General features: G+C 74.0%; 13 protein-coding genes. 6 read left to right on the forward strand and 7 right to left on the reverse strand.

Features of this window, described 5'->3' with window-relative positions:
* Positions 1-153: 153 nt before the first annotated feature.
* Positions 154-1,077: an NADP-dependent oxidoreductase gene (locus CP981_RS31805; protein ID WP_085922645.1), complete on the forward strand. Its 924-nt coding sequence runs from the start codon at positions 154-156 to the stop codon at positions 1,075-1,077.
* Between the two features lie 211 nt (positions 1,078-1,288).
* On the opposite strand, the gene CP981_RS31810 is transcribed toward CP981_RS31805, so the two are convergent.
* The 3 genes from CP981_RS31810 to CP981_RS31820 form a co-directional block, all read right to left on the reverse strand.
* On the reverse strand, positions 1,289-1,648 hold the full coding sequence (locus CP981_RS31810) for a VOC family protein (RefSeq protein ID WP_085922644.1): 360 nt from the start codon (positions 1,646-1,648) through the stop codon (positions 1,289-1,291).
* Positions 1,649-1,685: 37 nt separating this feature from the next.
* On the reverse strand, positions 1,686-2,864 hold the full coding sequence (locus CP981_RS31815; protein WP_085922643.1) for a CapA family protein: 1,179 nt from the start codon (positions 2,862-2,864) through the stop codon (positions 1,686-1,688).
* 226 nt (positions 2,865-3,090) lie between these two features.
* Complete coding sequence (locus CP981_RS31820) at positions 3,091-4,572, reverse strand: phosphatase PAP2 family protein (protein ID WP_085922642.1); 1,482 nt, start codon at positions 4,570-4,572, stop codon at positions 3,091-3,093.
* Between the two features lie 135 nt (positions 4,573-4,707).
* Here CP981_RS31820 and CP981_RS31825 point away from each other — a divergent pair, with 135 nt between their 5' ends.
* From CP981_RS31825 to CP981_RS31835, 3 genes are all read left to right on the forward strand, one after another.
* Complete coding sequence (locus tag CP981_RS31825; RefSeq protein WP_085922641.1) at positions 4,708-5,157, forward strand: GNAT family N-acetyltransferase; 450 nt, start codon at positions 4,708-4,710, stop codon at positions 5,155-5,157.
* Positions 5,158-5,284: 127 nt separating this feature from the next.
* A complete protein-coding gene (locus CP981_RS31830) occupies positions 5,285-6,499 on the forward strand; it encodes an aminotransferase class I/II-fold pyridoxal phosphate-dependent enzyme (protein WP_085922777.1) in 1,215 nt (404 codons plus the stop codon).
* 82 nt (positions 6,500-6,581) lie between these two features.
* Complete coding sequence (locus tag CP981_RS31835; RefSeq protein ID WP_085922640.1) at positions 6,582-7,805, forward strand: MBL fold metallo-hydrolase; 1,224 nt, start codon at positions 6,582-6,584, stop codon at positions 7,803-7,805.
* 55 nt (positions 7,806-7,860) lie between these two features.
* Here CP981_RS31835 and CP981_RS31840 read toward each other — a convergent pair whose 3' ends face one another.
* Positions 7,861-8,496 (reverse strand): DedA family protein, encoded by a 636-nt coding sequence (locus CP981_RS31840; RefSeq protein WP_085922639.1) that lies wholly within the window; start codon positions 8,494-8,496, stop codon positions 7,861-7,863.
* On the reverse strand, positions 8,496-9,275 hold the full coding sequence (locus CP981_RS31845; RefSeq protein WP_085922638.1) for an MBL fold metallo-hydrolase: 780 nt from the start codon (positions 9,273-9,275) through the stop codon (positions 8,496-8,498). Before CP981_RS31845 ends, CP981_RS31840 begins: the two co-directional genes overlap by 1 nt.
* A 267-nt stretch (positions 9,276-9,542) precedes the next feature.
* On the opposite strand from CP981_RS31845, the gene CP981_RS31850 reads away from it, so the two are divergent.
* Positions 9,543-11,675: a phage holin family protein gene (locus CP981_RS31850; protein WP_085922637.1), complete on the forward strand. Its 2,133-nt coding sequence runs from the start codon at positions 9,543-9,545 to the stop codon at positions 11,673-11,675.
* Positions 11,676-11,760: 85 nt separating this feature from the next.
* Positions 11,761-13,173, forward strand: coding sequence for an amino acid permease (locus CP981_RS31855; protein ID WP_085922636.1), 1,413 nt, complete (start codon positions 11,761-11,763; stop codon positions 13,171-13,173).
* On the opposite strand, the gene CP981_RS31860 is transcribed toward CP981_RS31855, so the two are convergent.
* Positions 13,103-14,152: a fatty acid desaturase family protein gene (locus CP981_RS31860; RefSeq protein ID WP_085922635.1), complete on the reverse strand. Its 1,050-nt coding sequence runs from the start codon at positions 14,150-14,152 to the stop codon at positions 13,103-13,105. The two genes, CP981_RS31855 and CP981_RS31860, sit on opposite strands and share 71 nt — an antisense overlap.
* 176 nt (positions 14,153-14,328) lie before the next feature.
* The gene (locus CP981_RS31865; RefSeq protein WP_085922634.1) at positions 14,329-14,793 is read right to left on the reverse strand and encodes an SseB family protein; all 465 of its coding nucleotides are present in this window, start codon (positions 14,791-14,793) and stop codon (positions 14,329-14,331) included.
* Between the last annotated feature and the right edge of the window lie 157 nt (positions 14,794-14,950).

Below are 14,950 nucleotides of genomic sequence, written 5' to 3' on the forward strand. Positions count from 1 at the left end.
GCGATCGGCGAACGTGTCCCGTTCCTGCTGCGCACCCAGCTGCGTCACATGGGCCGAGCCGGTCCGCCCCGGCCCCGCACGCCTCGTACGCCATTTCGGTGACCGGCCACGCGACCCGGAATGAACCCCGGTCGTCACGCGTTGTCACGAATCATGAAGGCAATCATCGCGAACAGCTACGGCGGCCCCGAAGTCCTCACCTACACCGACCAGCCCGATCCGAAGGTGGGCCCGGACTCCTTCCTGATCCGGGTGAAGGCGGCCGGGGTCAATCCGGTGGACTGGAAGATCCTCGCCGGTTATCTGGACCCGATGATGTACGGGCACTTCCCGCTCATCCCGGGCTGGGACGTGGCGGGCGTGGTCGAGGCGGTCGGCGCGGACGCCACCGAGTACGCGGTCGGTGACGAGGTCATCGGCTATGTCCGCAAGGACGAGGTGCAGCACGGCACCTTCGCCGAACTGGTCGCCGCACCGGTCCGGACCCTGGCACCCAAGCCGGCGTCGCTCAACTGGCGGCAGGCCGCCGGGCTCCCGCTCGCCGGACTGACGGCCTATCAGGCACTCGACCGGGTCGGGGTGACGTTCGGCGAGACCGTTCTGGTGCACGCGGCCGCGGGTGGTGTCGGCTCGCTCGCCGTCCAGATCGCGGTCGCCCGGGGAGCCCGCGTCATCGGCACGGCCAGCGAGCGCAACCACGAGTTCCTGCGGTCCCTGGGCGCCGAGCCGGTCACATACGGTGACGGCCTCGCCGCCCGGGTCCGGGAGCTCGCCCCCGAAGGCATCGACGCGGCCGTGGACTTCGTCGGCGGTGGCGTCGTGGACGTCTCGCAGGAGCTCCTCAAGGACCGTGGCCGGGTGGCCTCGATCGCCGACGGCGAGGTCAAGGCGAAGGGCGGCCACATGGTGTGGGTCCGACCGGACACCGCCGACCTGACCGCCCTCGGCACCCTCGCGGACGCCGGCAAGCTGACCGTGCCGGTCGCGTCCGCTTTCCCGCTGTCCGAGGCGGCCGAGGCCTTCCGCGAGAGCATGACGGGCCGCACCCGCGGCAAGATCGTGCTGGACGTGTCCTGAAGTCCGGTCCGCCCCCGCCGGAGTGGTGCGGCGCCGCTGGGGCGTGTCCTGCGGATCGAGGCGGATCGGCGGGGCACGCCTGGCGGTGTGGGGGCGACGGCGAAGTGCGGTGATCAACGCCGAGCTGCACGGTGACCGTCGAGTGACCCGTTCCGGGACGGCTGGGATGCTTGGTCCTCAGGCCGGTCCGGCCTGATACGCCGGACCCGCTCTACCCTTCCCCGTCCTGCCTCCGGTCCACGTACTCGAAGACCGAACCGTCCGGGTGGCGGGCGACCAGGTTGCGGCCGATCGGGGTGGGCAGGGGGCCGGCGATGATGTCGGCGCCGACCGCCTTCAGGGCGGCCACCGCTTCATCGACGTCCTTGACGGCGAGGGTTGCCGTGATCTTCCGCAGCACCGACAACTCCGCCTCGGGGCCGCTCATCAGGAAGAAGCATCCGACGGCCGCGACGGCCACCCCGCCGCGCTGGAAGCGGATCGCCTCGGCGCCGGTCAGGCGTTCATAGACGCCGATCGCGGAATCGAGATCACCGACGCACACCCGCAATGAGGTCCCCAGAATGTCCATACGGGCCACCCTAGTTGGGGGACCTGCCGGGACGCGATCACTTGGCCATCATCAGACCGCTCTTCGCCGCGCCCCGCGACAACACGATCTCCCGGATGCTGTCCCGGGCCCGTGCATAGTCGCTGCGGCCGGGCCGGTCGGCCAGCGCCGCGTTGAGGTTCACGACGTGGAAGCCGTCGTTCACATCGGTGAGTTGGGGGAGGAATTCCGCCTTGCGGACCGTCCAGCGCCCGCCGGGAGTGGTCGGACCGGCGAAGGTGAAGCGGGCCATCGAGCTCTGGTTGCCGCGGCCGTCCGGCTGGTCGCTGTGGTTGAACATATGGCCCGCGAGCTGGTCGCCCATCCCGTAGACGACCCAGGTGCCATTGACCTTCTCGTAGGGCTGCGGGACATGGGCGTGGGTGCCCAGGATCAGATCGATGTCGGGCCGTCCGCCGGTGCGGGCGGCGGTCAGCGCGCGGGCCAGGGTGAGCTGTTGCTCGTCCGGCGGCTGCTGCCACTCCGTGCCCCAGTGGATGCTGACGACCACCACGTCCGCACCGGCCCGGCGGGCGGCGCGGGCATCGGTGAGGATCTTCTCGCGGTCGATCAGATTGACCGTCCAGGGCGCCTTGCCGGGCAGGGGGATGCCGTTGGTGCCGTACGTGTACGAGAGCTGGGCGACCTTCGCGGGGCCGGCCCGCAGCAGCGTGACCCGGGAGGCCTCGGCGGCGGAGCGGGCCGAGCCGGCGTGGCGCAGACCGACCGCGTCCATGGCGCCGAGGGTGCGGTGCACCCCGTCCGCGCCGTCATCGAGGGTGTGGTTGGAGGCGGTGGAGCAGGAGTCGTAACCGGCGTCCTTGAGGGCGGCGGCGACCTGGGGCGGGGACTTGAAGCTGGGGTAGCCGGTGAACGGCCCGCCGTCCCTGCCGTAGATCGTCTCCATATGGCAGATCGCCAGGTCGGCGCCGGAGACCACCGGCTTCACCCCGGCGAACATGGCACGGAAGTCATGGCCGCCGCCGTGTGCGTCGTCGCCGGACCGCCGGATTATCTCGCCGTGCGGCAGTACATCGCCGGTGGCCAGGAGGGTGAAGCCGGCCGGGGCGGAGGCTCGGGCGCCGCCGGGTGAGGCGGACGGCGCGGAGCGGGCGGGGCCGGTGGCCTGCTGGGTTCCGCAGCCCACCGCCAGGAGGGTCAGCGCCGCTATCGCGGTCAGGCGTCGTTGAGGGGTCACGCCCCATGCATATCGGGATTAATGGGATTTATCTGCCGGGGAGGGGGTGTGACTGGGCCGTCGGAGGGATGGGGGAGACGGTGGTCCCTGCGGTCGGGCTGAGCGGGCAGCGCCCGGCGGTGCTCCCGGTCGCCGCCCGGCGGCCGCCCGCACCGTCCTGCGGCCGCCCCCCGGCGCGCTGATCAGGCCGCGCCTCGTCATCCCGATCAGTGAGAGCGAGGTCCCATCATTCGGGCAGCAGGCGATAGACCGTCAGCGCCTCCTTGTGCTTGTCCAGCGTCAACTCGCCCGGTGCGTGGGCCACTTCACCGTCGAAGGCCAGCGTGGTGCCCTCCGGGAGATCGCTGACCCGCAGCCGGGACAGCCGCGCCTCACCGAGCACCGGGGTGCTGCGCGGGGTGCCCGACAGGGCCGCGAGGAGCAGTCGGGTGCGGGCCAGCCGGCCGCCGTGCACCACCCGTACATCGAGCACCCCGTCCGCCAGATCGTGCCGCCGCACCGGCGCGAATCCCAGCCCCCGGTACTGGCAGTTGCCGACGAACAGCAGCCATACGGCGCGCCGCTCGCCATTGATCCGCAGGGTCAGCGGCTCGGCGGTGCGCAGTACCTCCCAGGCCGCCAGCACCCCGGCCGGCCAGGCGCCGATCCGGCCCGCCCACCGCTCGCGGATCCGCACCAGCTCCGGATACGCGCCGATCGAGAAGGTGTTGAGGAACTGCCGCCCCTCCAGATGCGGCCCGGCCCGGAAGCGCGCCGCGTCCACCGCGACGGCCTCCCCGGTCTCCACGGCGCGGGCCGCCTCCGCATAGGTCTCGATCCCCAGGTCATACGCGAAGTGGTTCAGCGTGCCGCCGGGCAGCACCGCGAGCGGCAGCCCGTGCCGTACCGCGACCGCTGCCGCGGCGTTGACGGTGCCGTCCCCGCCGAGCACGCCCAGCGCACCACCCAGCGATCTGGCCCGTTCCGCGGCATCTTCGAGGGCCTTGTCCAGCGACGGCCCGTCCGGGTCGCCGCACACCGTCACCTCGGCCTGCGGCAGCACCCCGTGTACCTCCTCGGCCCGGTCCGGGCGGGGGCCGGAACGCTGTCCCGAGGCCTGGTTCGCCACCACGACCAGACCGCGGCCGCCCGGCAGCGCGGGCGCCTCCGCGCGCGGCCGGGCGGGCGGCGCCAGCTGGGCGCGGGTCGGTGCGAAACCGCGCACCGCGAACGCCGCACCGGCCCCCAGCGCGGCCCCCGCCAGCACATCACCCGGATAGTGCACGCCCGTATAGACGCGGGAGAACGCCACCGAGGCGGCGACCGGCGCCAGCGCCAGCCCCCACCACTTGTTCTCCATGGCCACTCCGGTCGCGAAGGCCACCGCGGAGGCCGCGTGCCCGGAAGGGAAGGAGGAGGTGAGGGGCTGGCGGTGCAGCTGCCGTATCACCGGCACCGTTTCCAGCAGCGGGCGCTGCCGCCGTACGGAACGCTTGCCGAGGGTGTTCACCGTGGCCGATGCCACGGCCAGCGAGGCCACTCCGCGCAGCGCGGCACGGCGCATCGGCCGGCCTCCCAGTGCGGCCGCACCGGCCGCGAGGCCGAACCACAGCAGCCCGTGATTGGCGCTCCGGGTCAGCCGGGGCAGCACCCGCTGCGCGCCCGGCCATTCGCGCGCCGCAATCAGGTCGAAGGTCCGCCGGTCGAGATGGGTCAGTAGCGATCGCATGCGCCACCTTGTACCCCAGACCGCCTGGAACAGGCAGGATCCCGCCGCGCGGGCCCCGCGCGCGGCGCCGCGGAGCGTCCGACCCGGGCGGCCCACGGGCTGCCGGGCCCCGGCGGGCTGTGCTTCCATGCCCGGATGATCAGGAGACGCCAGGACAGCGACCTCGACGCCTGTGCGGCCGTCCTGGCCGAGGTGCACACCCACAGCGGCTATCCGCACCACTGGCCGGACGACCCGGTGCGCTGGCTGACCCCCGACGGGCTGACCGCCGCCTGGGTCGCCGAGACGGACGGCACGATCGCCGGTCATGCGGCGCTGTGCGGCGCCGAGGTCAGCCGGCTCTATGTCGCACCCGCCGCACGCGGTGCGGGCCTCGGCGGCCGGCTGCTGCGCGCCGTCGGGGCGGAGGCGGCGGCCCGCGGCCTGCGGCCCGTACTGGAGGTGAAGGCCACCGACACCGCGGCCGTCGCCCTCTACGAGCGGCTGGGCTGGCGGCGCCGCGCCACCGAACGGCAGGACTGGGGCGGCGGCGAGATGGTGACGGTGTATCGCTACGCGGCGCCGCCGCTGCGCCCGGCGGATTGAGCACCGGTCCCACCCTCCGCTGACGTGTCGCCCCCCGTCGCCACCCCCGTGATCTGCCAAGGTGGACGGTGCCGCCCTTCATGTGATGGGCCCATGATCGACCCGCCGTCGTGGAGTGGAGGTACGGATGCAGCGGACCGCCCGGGATCCGCGGCACGAGCCGGACCCGGATCCGCCGGTGGGCCTGCCGGTCCTCCCGGAACTCGCCGCACACCTCTCCGCGGCCGCCGACCGCACCGAAGCCGAACCCCTGGGCGGCGCCGCCCCGCTGCGCACCGCCGCCTGCGGCTACTGGGAACGCCGCGGCCTGGCCACCACCCCCGACCGGGTGCTCGCCGCCCCCGGCGCGCCGGCGCTGCTCCTCGCGCTGTACGCGGCGGCCGGCGGGGCGGTGGTGCTGCCGCGGCCCTGCTCCGCGTCGTACGCACCCCCCGCCCGGCTGCTCGGCCGGCCGGTGCACCATGCCCCCGTACCGGCGGAATCGGGCGGCGTGCCCGACCCGTTCGCACTGCTGGAGACCGTCCGCCGGGCCCGGATGGATGGCGACACACCCCGCGTACTGGTCCTGTCGGTCGCCGACGACCCGACCGGCACCTGCCCCGCGCCGGAACAGCTCCACGAGGTCTGTGAAGCGGCGGCGGACGAAGGGCTCTGGGTCATCAGCGATGAGACCCGCCGCGATCTGCTGCACGATCCGCATGACACCGTGCTGCTCAGCCCCGCCGAGATGCTGCCCGACGGGGTCGTGGTGCTCACCGACCTGCGGGCCACGCTGGTGCCCGCCGCCTGGCCCGCCGCGCTGGCCCGCTTCCCCGGCACCGACCGGGGCGCAGCTCTCCGGGCCGCGGTGCTGGACGCGCTCGCCGCGTCCCGTACACCGCTGCCGGGGCCGCTGGCCGGCGCCGTCACCCATGCGCTCGGCGAGCCCGAGGAGGTGCGCGCCCGGACGGCCACCGTCGCCCGGGTGTACGGCACGCTCGCCGCGGCGCTCCACCACGTCGTCACCGAGGCCGGCGCGGTCTGCCGTCCGCCGCACTCCGGCAGCCATCTGTACGCCGACTTCGAACCACTGCGCCGCCCCCTCGGGGCCCGCGGGATCGTGGAATCGCACGCGCTGGAGCGGAAGTTGGCACCCTGGGCGGCGCGCGGCGGACACCGTTTCGGCGACGCGCCGGGCGCCCTGCGGGTACGGCTCGGTGCCGAGGCGCTGCTGGGCGCCGACCGTGAGCAGCGACGGCGTGCCCTGGCGGCCCCCGATCCGCTGGAACTCCCGCACATCACCGAGGCGTTGACCGCGCTGTCCCGCGCCCTGGCCGGACTCACGACGTCCGCGGACGGCTGACCGCACCGCTGCCCGGCGCCCGCCCACGCCGCCACCTCGCCCCCACTCCGCCCCGGTTCCGTCCACCGAAAGGAGCCCCTCGATGACCGAACAGACCGAGCGCTCCCTCGCCGAGCAGCCCTCCGACACCGAGCGACTCCCGCCCGCCGCGCCCGGCGACGGCGGCGGAACGGGCGGGGGAGGGGCCGGGGGAGCCGCCCGAGGAGCGGCCGGGGGAGCGGCCCGCCCCGCGGGCCCGGCCACCGGTCAGACCACCGCGGACGGGCCGGTCCCCCGGCATGCCACCGCGGACGCGCCGGTCCTCCCGCACGCCACCCCGCCCCCGCTCGCCCCACCCCGCCCGCTGGGCGAACCCCGCACCTGGCCACGCGACTTCACCGACCGGCTGACCGCGCCGCTGCCCGGCGTCCGTGCCCTGGCCCGGATCGCCCGGGAGGGCAAACTCCGCCCGCCCCCCGAGACACTCCCCGAGATCCAGCAACTCCCCTTCGCACCGGGCCCGATGCCGGCCGCCGGCCCCAGCACCCTCGCCCTCACCTGGGTCGGGCACGCCAGCTGGATCATCCGCGCCGGCGGGCTGACCGTACTGACCGACCCGGTCTGGTCCCGGAAGATCCTCGGCACGCCCGCCCGGGTCACCCCCGTGGGCGTCCGCTGGGAGGACCTGCCGCCGGTCGACGCCGTCGTCATCAGCCACAACCACTACGACCACCTCGACGCCCCGACCCTCAAGCGGCTGCCCCGGGACACCCCGCTGCTGCTGCCCGCCGGACTGGCGCCCTGGGCCCGCCGGCGCGGCTTCACCCAGGTCACCGACCTCGACTGGTGGGAGGCGGTCGAGCTGCCCGCCCCCGGCGGCCCCGTACGCTTCGACTTCGTCCCCGCCCACCACTGGAGCAAGCGGACACTGACCGACACCTGCCGCTCCCTGTGGGGCGGCTGGCTGCTGACCGCGCCCGACGGGCGGCGGATCCACTTCGCGGGGGACACCGGCTACGGCCACTGGTTCGAGGAGATCGGCCGCCGCTACCCCGGCATCGATCTGGCGCTGCTGCCCATCGGCGCCTACGACCCGCGCTGGATGCTGCGGCCGGTGCACACCGATCCGGAGGAGGCGGTCAAGGCATGTCATGACCTGGGCGCCCGCGCGCTGGCCCCGATGCACTGGTCGACCTTTCTGCTCTCCGGCGAGCCGCCCCTGGAACCGCTGCACCGCGTCCGCGCCGCCTGGGCCGCCACCGGCCGCCCCCGCGAGGACCTCTGGGACCTGCCCGTCGGCGCCTCCCGGGTGCTGGCCGCACCCTGAGCGCCGCCGCCGAGCGGAACGGGCGGGCCGCGGACGGGTCCGTGGACGACGGGACCTACGACCCGCCCTCGCCGCGGAGCGGCCGGATGCGCCGCCAGACGGCCGGCGCCGCACCGAGCACCATGGTCAGCGCGATCGCCATGGCCACGCCCTGCCACGCACTGCGGAACAGCGAACCGCTCAGCAGCCCGATGAGCTGGTACGTCGCCGCCCATGCCAGACACGCCGGAAGGTCGCCACGGATGAACCTCCGCAGCGGCATCGCCGCGAGCAGACACGCCAGCATGACCGGGATCCGCCCGGCGGGCACCAGACGGGACAGCACCAGCACCAGCACCCCGTGCTCCCGCAGCCGGTGCTGCGCCCGGGCCAGCCGCTCCGGCGAGGCGCGGCCGCGCAGCCGGGCCAGCCAGCGCGAACCGAGCGGGGAGTGGCTGCCGCGCCGCCCGAGCGCGTACAGCCCCACATCGCCGAGGAACGCCGCGCACGACGCCACCGCGAACACCATCAGCAGCGCGAACGGCGCCGTGTGATGGAAGGCGACCACCGCCGCCGAGCTGACCAACGCCCCCGTCGGCACCACGGGCACCAGCGACCCGAGCACCACCAGCAGGAACAGCGACGGATAGCCGACCACCTGCTGTGTCGACTCCGGCGGCACGCTCCGCACCAGCTCACCGACGAGCGTCATCACACGACCTTCGGCCGGACCGACTCGCCGTGCCCGAGCCGGTGCACCGTCACCTCGGGCGCCAGCCGCGCCAGCTGCCGCTCGAACTCCTGGCCCGGGGCATGGAATTCATGCGGCCGGACGGCGTCCAGCCCGATCGGCCAGTACGTGCCGTAGTGCACCGGGACCGCGCAGCGCGGTGCCAGCCGCGCCGCCGCCTGCGCCGCCCGCCGCGCGTCGAGATGGCCGTGCCCGAGGAACGGGCCCCAGCCGCCCACCGGCAGCAGCGCCACCTCGCACGGCCCGACCTCCGCCGCCATCTCCTCGAACAGCCCGGTGTCGCCCGCGAAGTACGTCCGGGCCGCGCCCCGCACGACATAGCCGAGCGCCGGCACCCGGCGCGGTCCGTAAGGCAGCCGCCGCCCGTCGTGCGCGGCGGACACCGCACGGACCGTCACCGCACCGGCCGCGCACTCCTCGCCCGCCCGCAGCTCGGTGACCCGCAGCGCCCGGGCCGCGGCCACCCTCCGCAGCCCCGGCACCGCGGCGGTCGCCCCGCGCGGCACCACCAGCCGGGTCCCCGGCGCGAGCCGGGCCAGCGAGGCGGGGTGCAGATGGTCGGCGTGCAGATGCGAGACCAGGACGACATCGGCCCGCGCGGCCTCGGCCGGCGGCAGCGCGCCCCGCCGGCGCCGCAGGTGGGCCAGCCGCCGCACGAACAGCGGATCCGTCAGCACCCGCACCCCGGAGTCCTCGACCGTCACAGTGGCATGCCCCCACCAGGTGACCTCCACCGACACCGAGCACCTCCCGTCCCGACGCACCGGCCCGTCCCGCGGGCGGTCGTCTCGCTTCCCGTGTGCGGTTCCCCTGCTTCTCGTCTGTTCCCGACTGCTTCCCGTGTGCAGTCCTCTCGATCCTCCACCCTCCGGCCCGGAATGCGGCCGACAGGGGAGCGGCCGACCGGGCGCACCCCTGGCCCTGACCCTCCCCCGCACCTGGTGCCATGCTGGCGGCAGGCCCGTAGTGCTGGGGCGGGCCGGAGGGTGAGGTGGCACGGCGTGCGGATGCCGGGGTGGAAGGCGCTCAGCGGTGCCCTGTTCCGGGTGCTCGCGGTCTGGCTCGTGTCCAGCCTCACCCTGCTCGTGCTCGCCGGGCTGCTGCCCGACTTCCGGCTCCAGTCGCCGGGCGGTGACAGCCTCACCCGCACCGCCGTCACCGCCGCACTGGGCGCCGGCGCGTTCGGCCTGCTCAGCGCCCTGGTGTGGCCGCTTCTCGTCCGTGCCCTGCTGCTGGTACCGGCGCTCGTTCTGGGACTGCTGGTCTTCTTCCTGAACGGCTCCCTGCTGCTGCTCGCCCTCGATCTGATCCCGGAGGGGCGCGGCCAGGCGGCGCCGGAGACCGCGGTGATCGTCGCGGCCGCGATGTCCGCCGCCTCCTCGGCCACCTCCGCCTTCCTCGCGGTACGCAACGACGAGGCCTACCACCGACGGCTGGTCCGGCTGGCCGGCCGCCGCGGCCGCCGGGCCCGCCCCGCCGCCGGCCCGGCCACCCCCGGCACGGTCTTCCTCCAGCTCGACGGCGTCGGCCACGACCTGCTGCGCGACGCCGTCCGGGGCGAGCGGCCGCTGATGCCGACTCTCGCCCGCTGGACCGGCGACAGCCACCGCCTCACCCCCTGGCGCACCGACTGGTCCAGCCAGACCGGCGCCAGCCAGCTCGCCCTCCTGCACGGCAGCAACGAGGATCTGCCCGCCTTCCGCTGGTACGAGAAGGACACCCGCACCGTCATCGTCAGCAACCGGCCCAGCAGCGCCGCCGCACTCCAGCGCCGTGCCATCGCGCGCACCGGCGACGGCGGGCTGCTCTCCTACGACGGCGCCAGCCGCGGCAACCTCTTCAGCGGCGGCGCCGACCAGGTCGCCCTGGTGATGTCGGTGGCGGCCCGGCGCGGCAAGGACAACCGCTCCCGGGCCGGCTACTTCGCCTACTTCTCCGACCCGGCCAACGCGACCCGTACCGCCGTCTCCTTCGCCGCCGAGGTCGTCCGCGAGATCGTCCAGTCGCTGCGCACCCGCTTCCGCCGCGAACGGCCGCGCGTCAAGCGCGGCGGCCTCTACCCCGTCATCCGGGCCTTCGCCACGGTCGTCGAGCGCGATGTGGTGGTCGCCGCGGTCATCGGCGACCTGCTCGCCGGCCGCACCGCCATCTACGCCGACCTCGTCGCCTACGACGAGGTGGCCCACCACTCCGGCCCCGCCCACCGGGACGCGCTCCAGGTCCTGCGCAGCCTCGACCGGGCCCTCGCCCTGATCGCCAGGGCCGCCCGGCACGCACCGCGCCCGTACCGCGTCGTGGTGCTCTCCGACCACGGCCAGAGCCACGGGCCGACGTTCCTGGAGCGCTACGGGCTGAGCCTGGGCGATCTCGTCCGCGCCGGATGCGGGCTGCCGGTGCCGCGCCGCGCGGGACGTACGCCGAGCGGAGCCGAGGCCAGGGCGGCGGCGCGGGCCGCACTGCACCGGCCCGAGGAGACGGCGGGGCAGCGCCCGGCGCGGACGGCCGGGCCGGGCTCCTCCCACCCCCTCGTGCTGGCCTCCGGAAACCTCGGTCTGGTGTCGTTCCCCGACGTGCCCGGCCGGATCACCCGCGAGGAACTGGACCGCCGGCACCCCGCCCTGCTCGCCACCCTCGCCAACCACCCCGGCATCGGCTTTCTGCTGGTCCGCTCCGCGGTGCACGGCCCGGTGGTGCTCGGCCCGGCCGGTGCCGAGCACCATCTCGACACCGGACACCTCATCGGCGCCGACCCGCTGGCACCGTTCGGCGACGGCGCGGCCGACGCGGTACGCCGTACCGACCGCTTCCCGCATGTCGCCGACCTCATGGTCAACTCCGCCTGCGACCCGGCGACCGGCGCGGTACACGCCTTCGAGGAGCAGATCGGCTCGCACGGCGGGCTGGGCGGCGCCCAGAGCCACCCCTTCCTGCTGTGGCCCGCCGAGCTGACCCCGCCGGCCCCGGACGGTGAGCCGCTGACCGGCGCCGAACAGGTGCACCGGGTGCTGCGCCGCTGGCTGGGGGAGGCCGAGGGGCCCCAACTGCCCCTCGGGCCCGCCGCGGACGAACTCCGGCACGGGGCGCGTCGCCCCGAAGGTTTTTCACCCCAGGACCCCGCCGCACAGGACAAATCCCGTTGATTTTGGCGGACGCCACCGATCGCCGACGATGAACTCCGCTCGGTAACCCCGGGTGCACAGCGCACGACGAGAGGCCCTCCACGCCATGAACGACCGGCACACCCGCCGCTTCGGTCTGGGAACCGCCACCTGCCTAGTGATGGGCAACATCATCGGTGGCGGCATCTTTCTGCTGCCGGCATCGGTGGCCCCGTTCGGCACCGTCAGCCTCGTCGCCTTCGGCGTACTGACCATCGGTGCCGTCGCCCTCGCCCTGGTCTTCGGCCGGCTCGCCGAGCGCCACCCGGACACCGGCGGCCCCTACGTCTACGCGCGCGAGGCCTTCGGCGACTTCGCCGGATTCCTCTCCGCCTGGTCGTACTGGACCATGACCTGGGTCAGCAACGCGGCGCTCGCGGTCGCCATCGTCGGCTACGTCCATGTGCTCCTGCCGGGCCGCCCTTCCGACACCACCGACCTCCTGATCGCCCTCGGCGCGCTCTGGCTGCCGGCCGTCGCCAACTTCGCCGGCACCCGCTACGTCGGCCTGGTCCAGACGGTCTCCACCGTCCTGAAGTTCATCCCGCTGCTCTTCATCGCCGTCGTCGGGCTGTTCTTCTTCGACCCGGCCAACCTCGGCTCGTTCCATGAGGGCAGCGGCAGCGCGCTCGGCGGGATGTCCGCGGCCGCCGCGATCCTGCTCTACTCCTACGTCGGTGTGGAGTCCGCCGCGATGAGCGCGGGCGAGGTCCGCGACCCGGAGCGGAACGTCGGCCGGGCCACCGTCCTCGGCACCATCGGCTCCGCCGTGGTCTACCTCCTGGGCACCGTCGCCGTCTTCGGCACCGTCGCCCACGACAAGCTGGTGAAGTCCCAGGCACCGTTCTCCGACGCGGTGAACGCGATGTTCGGCGGCCACTGGGGCGGCACGGTCGTCGCCATCGCCGCCGTCGTCTCGATCATCGGCGCGCTCAACGGCTGGACGCTGATGAGCGCCCAGTCCCCGTACGCCGCGGCCAAGGACGGGCTGTTCCCCGCACCCTTCCTGACCAAGCGGCGCGGGGTGCCGACCTTCGGCGTCGTCGCGGCCGGGGTGCTGGCCAGCGCCCTCACGGTGATCAACTACCTGCTCGGCTCCGGCGGCGTCTTCGAGATCCTGGTACTGATCACGACCTTCTCGGCGACCGTCCCGTACCTCCTCGCCGCCGGCGCCCAGGTCTACTTCCTGCTCAGCGGCCGCCGCGACAAGGTCCGTCCGGCCCGCTTCGCCCGCGATCTGACCCTCGCCCTGACCGCCTTCGGCTTCACCTTCTGGCTCGTCGCCGGCGCCGGCTACGCCGCGATCTACCAGGGCGTGCTCTTCCTGTTCGCCGGCATCCTCGTCTACGCCTGGATGGCGGCCCGCCGTACCGCCCGCCAGGAGGAGGCGACGGCCGCGGCGGCGACGCCTACGCCCGTGGACCACGAAGCGGTTCCCCGACCCGCCGCAAGTGCCGCAGCGCCTCCGCATACGACCTGACCAGCCCCGTCTCGTGGTACGGGACACCGATCTCGGCGCAGTACGCCCGCACGATGACCTGTGCGCGACGCAGATGCGGCGTCGGCATGCTCGGGAAGAGATGATGCTCGATCTGGTAGTTGAGCCCACCGAGCAGGAAGTCGATCAGCGCCCCGCCCCGGATGTTCCGCGACGTCAGCACCTGACGGCGCAGAAAGTCCGGCCGGGCGCCGCCCGTCAGCGTCGGCATCCCCTTGTGATTCGGCGCGAAGGTGCACCCCAGATAGACGCCGAACAGCGCCTGGTGGACGAGCAGAAAGGCGAGCGCCTTACCGGGTGCCAACACCAGGAACAGCGCGCCGAGATACAGCACGATGTGCGCCAGCAGCAGCCCCGCCTCGCTGCCCCAGTGCTTCATGGTCGGTGACCGCAGGGCCCGGATGCTCGACACCCGGAGGTTGAACCCCTCCAGCGTCAGCAGGGGAAAGAACAGCTGCGCCTGATAGCGCCCGATGAAACGGGGCAGCCCCTTGGCGACCCGCGCCTGCTCCCGTGACCACACCAGGATGTCCGGCGCGACATCCGGATCCAGCTCCTCGTGATTGGGGTTGGCGTGATGCCGGGTGTGCTTGTTCATCCACCAGCCGTACGACATCCCCACCCCGAGGTTGCCGAACAGCAGACCGCCGATCTCACTCGGCCGGCGCCGCCGGAACACCTGCCGGTGCGCCACATCATGGGTGACCAGCGCGACCTGCGCGAACACCACAGCCAGGAACGCGGCCACCACCAGCTGCCACCAGCTGTCCCCCAGCGCGAAGAACGCCCCCCACCCACCGGCGAACGCCGCCGTCACCAGCGTGAGCCGCACCACGTAGTAACCGGGCCGGCGCTCCAACAGCCCCGCCGCCACGATGCGCCGCGACAGCCGCGCGAAGTCACTGCCCGAGCCCCCCGCCGGACCGGCCGCGGCACCCTCGATTTCCACACTCGTCGTCATACCGCCGAGTCTTCCGACCCGGCCCCCACCCCGACAGCCGGTCCACCCCCGCCCCGGCCGGGGGGCTAGCGCCACCTGAGGGGGTGTGGCTGGCCTTTGGCGGGGGTGTTACCCGGCGGGGCGTGGCGCGGGTGTCACCTGGCTGGTTGTGGCGCGGGTGTCACCTGGAGCCGGCGCTATCCGCCAGGGGCCCCACCGGGCTCCCCGGCCGTGCCACCGCCCTCCGCACCGGCCTGGCTGAAGACGGGCAGTGCCCGGACCAGGTCGGGGGGAAGGGCGAGGCCCTCCTCGGTGGACGGGTTGACCGCCAGCCACAGATCGTCCGCCGGCCAGTTCGCGGCCAGCTCGACGACGGGGATGCTGAGCGCAGCGCCGGGATCTCCCCCGGCCGCCACCAGCGCGTCCTCGGTGGTGAAGACGGGGATGTAGCGATTGCCGTCCTGCTCGATGACCGGCAGCGAGACAGCGCCCTCCGGACGCGGTTCCTCGCCCTCGACCGGCGGCGCCTGCGGCAGCAGGGCCATACTGTTCGCGAGCTCGACCAGGGCGGCCTGGGTATCGGGCTCCGTCGCGGACCGCGCTCCCTCGGCGGACGATGCCTCGCTCGGGGGCGCGTTTTCGTCGGGTGTCGGGGTACTCATGGCGTGTCCTCTCGTCGGCGTTGCTCACCGACCACCCGCTCGGCACGGGCGGACCCGGATTTGCCGCAGTCGCCGCCGGATGCCGCCCATCGGCACGGGACCGGGACAAGCGCGGCAATACCCCCCAGGCTATGCCGCCCCCCATTCTGCGCAACGT

Source organism: Streptomyces platensis (assembly GCF_008704855.1).
In the GTDB taxonomy this organism is placed as follows: domain Bacteria; phylum Actinomycetota; class Actinomycetes; order Streptomycetales; family Streptomycetaceae; genus Streptomyces; species Streptomyces platensis.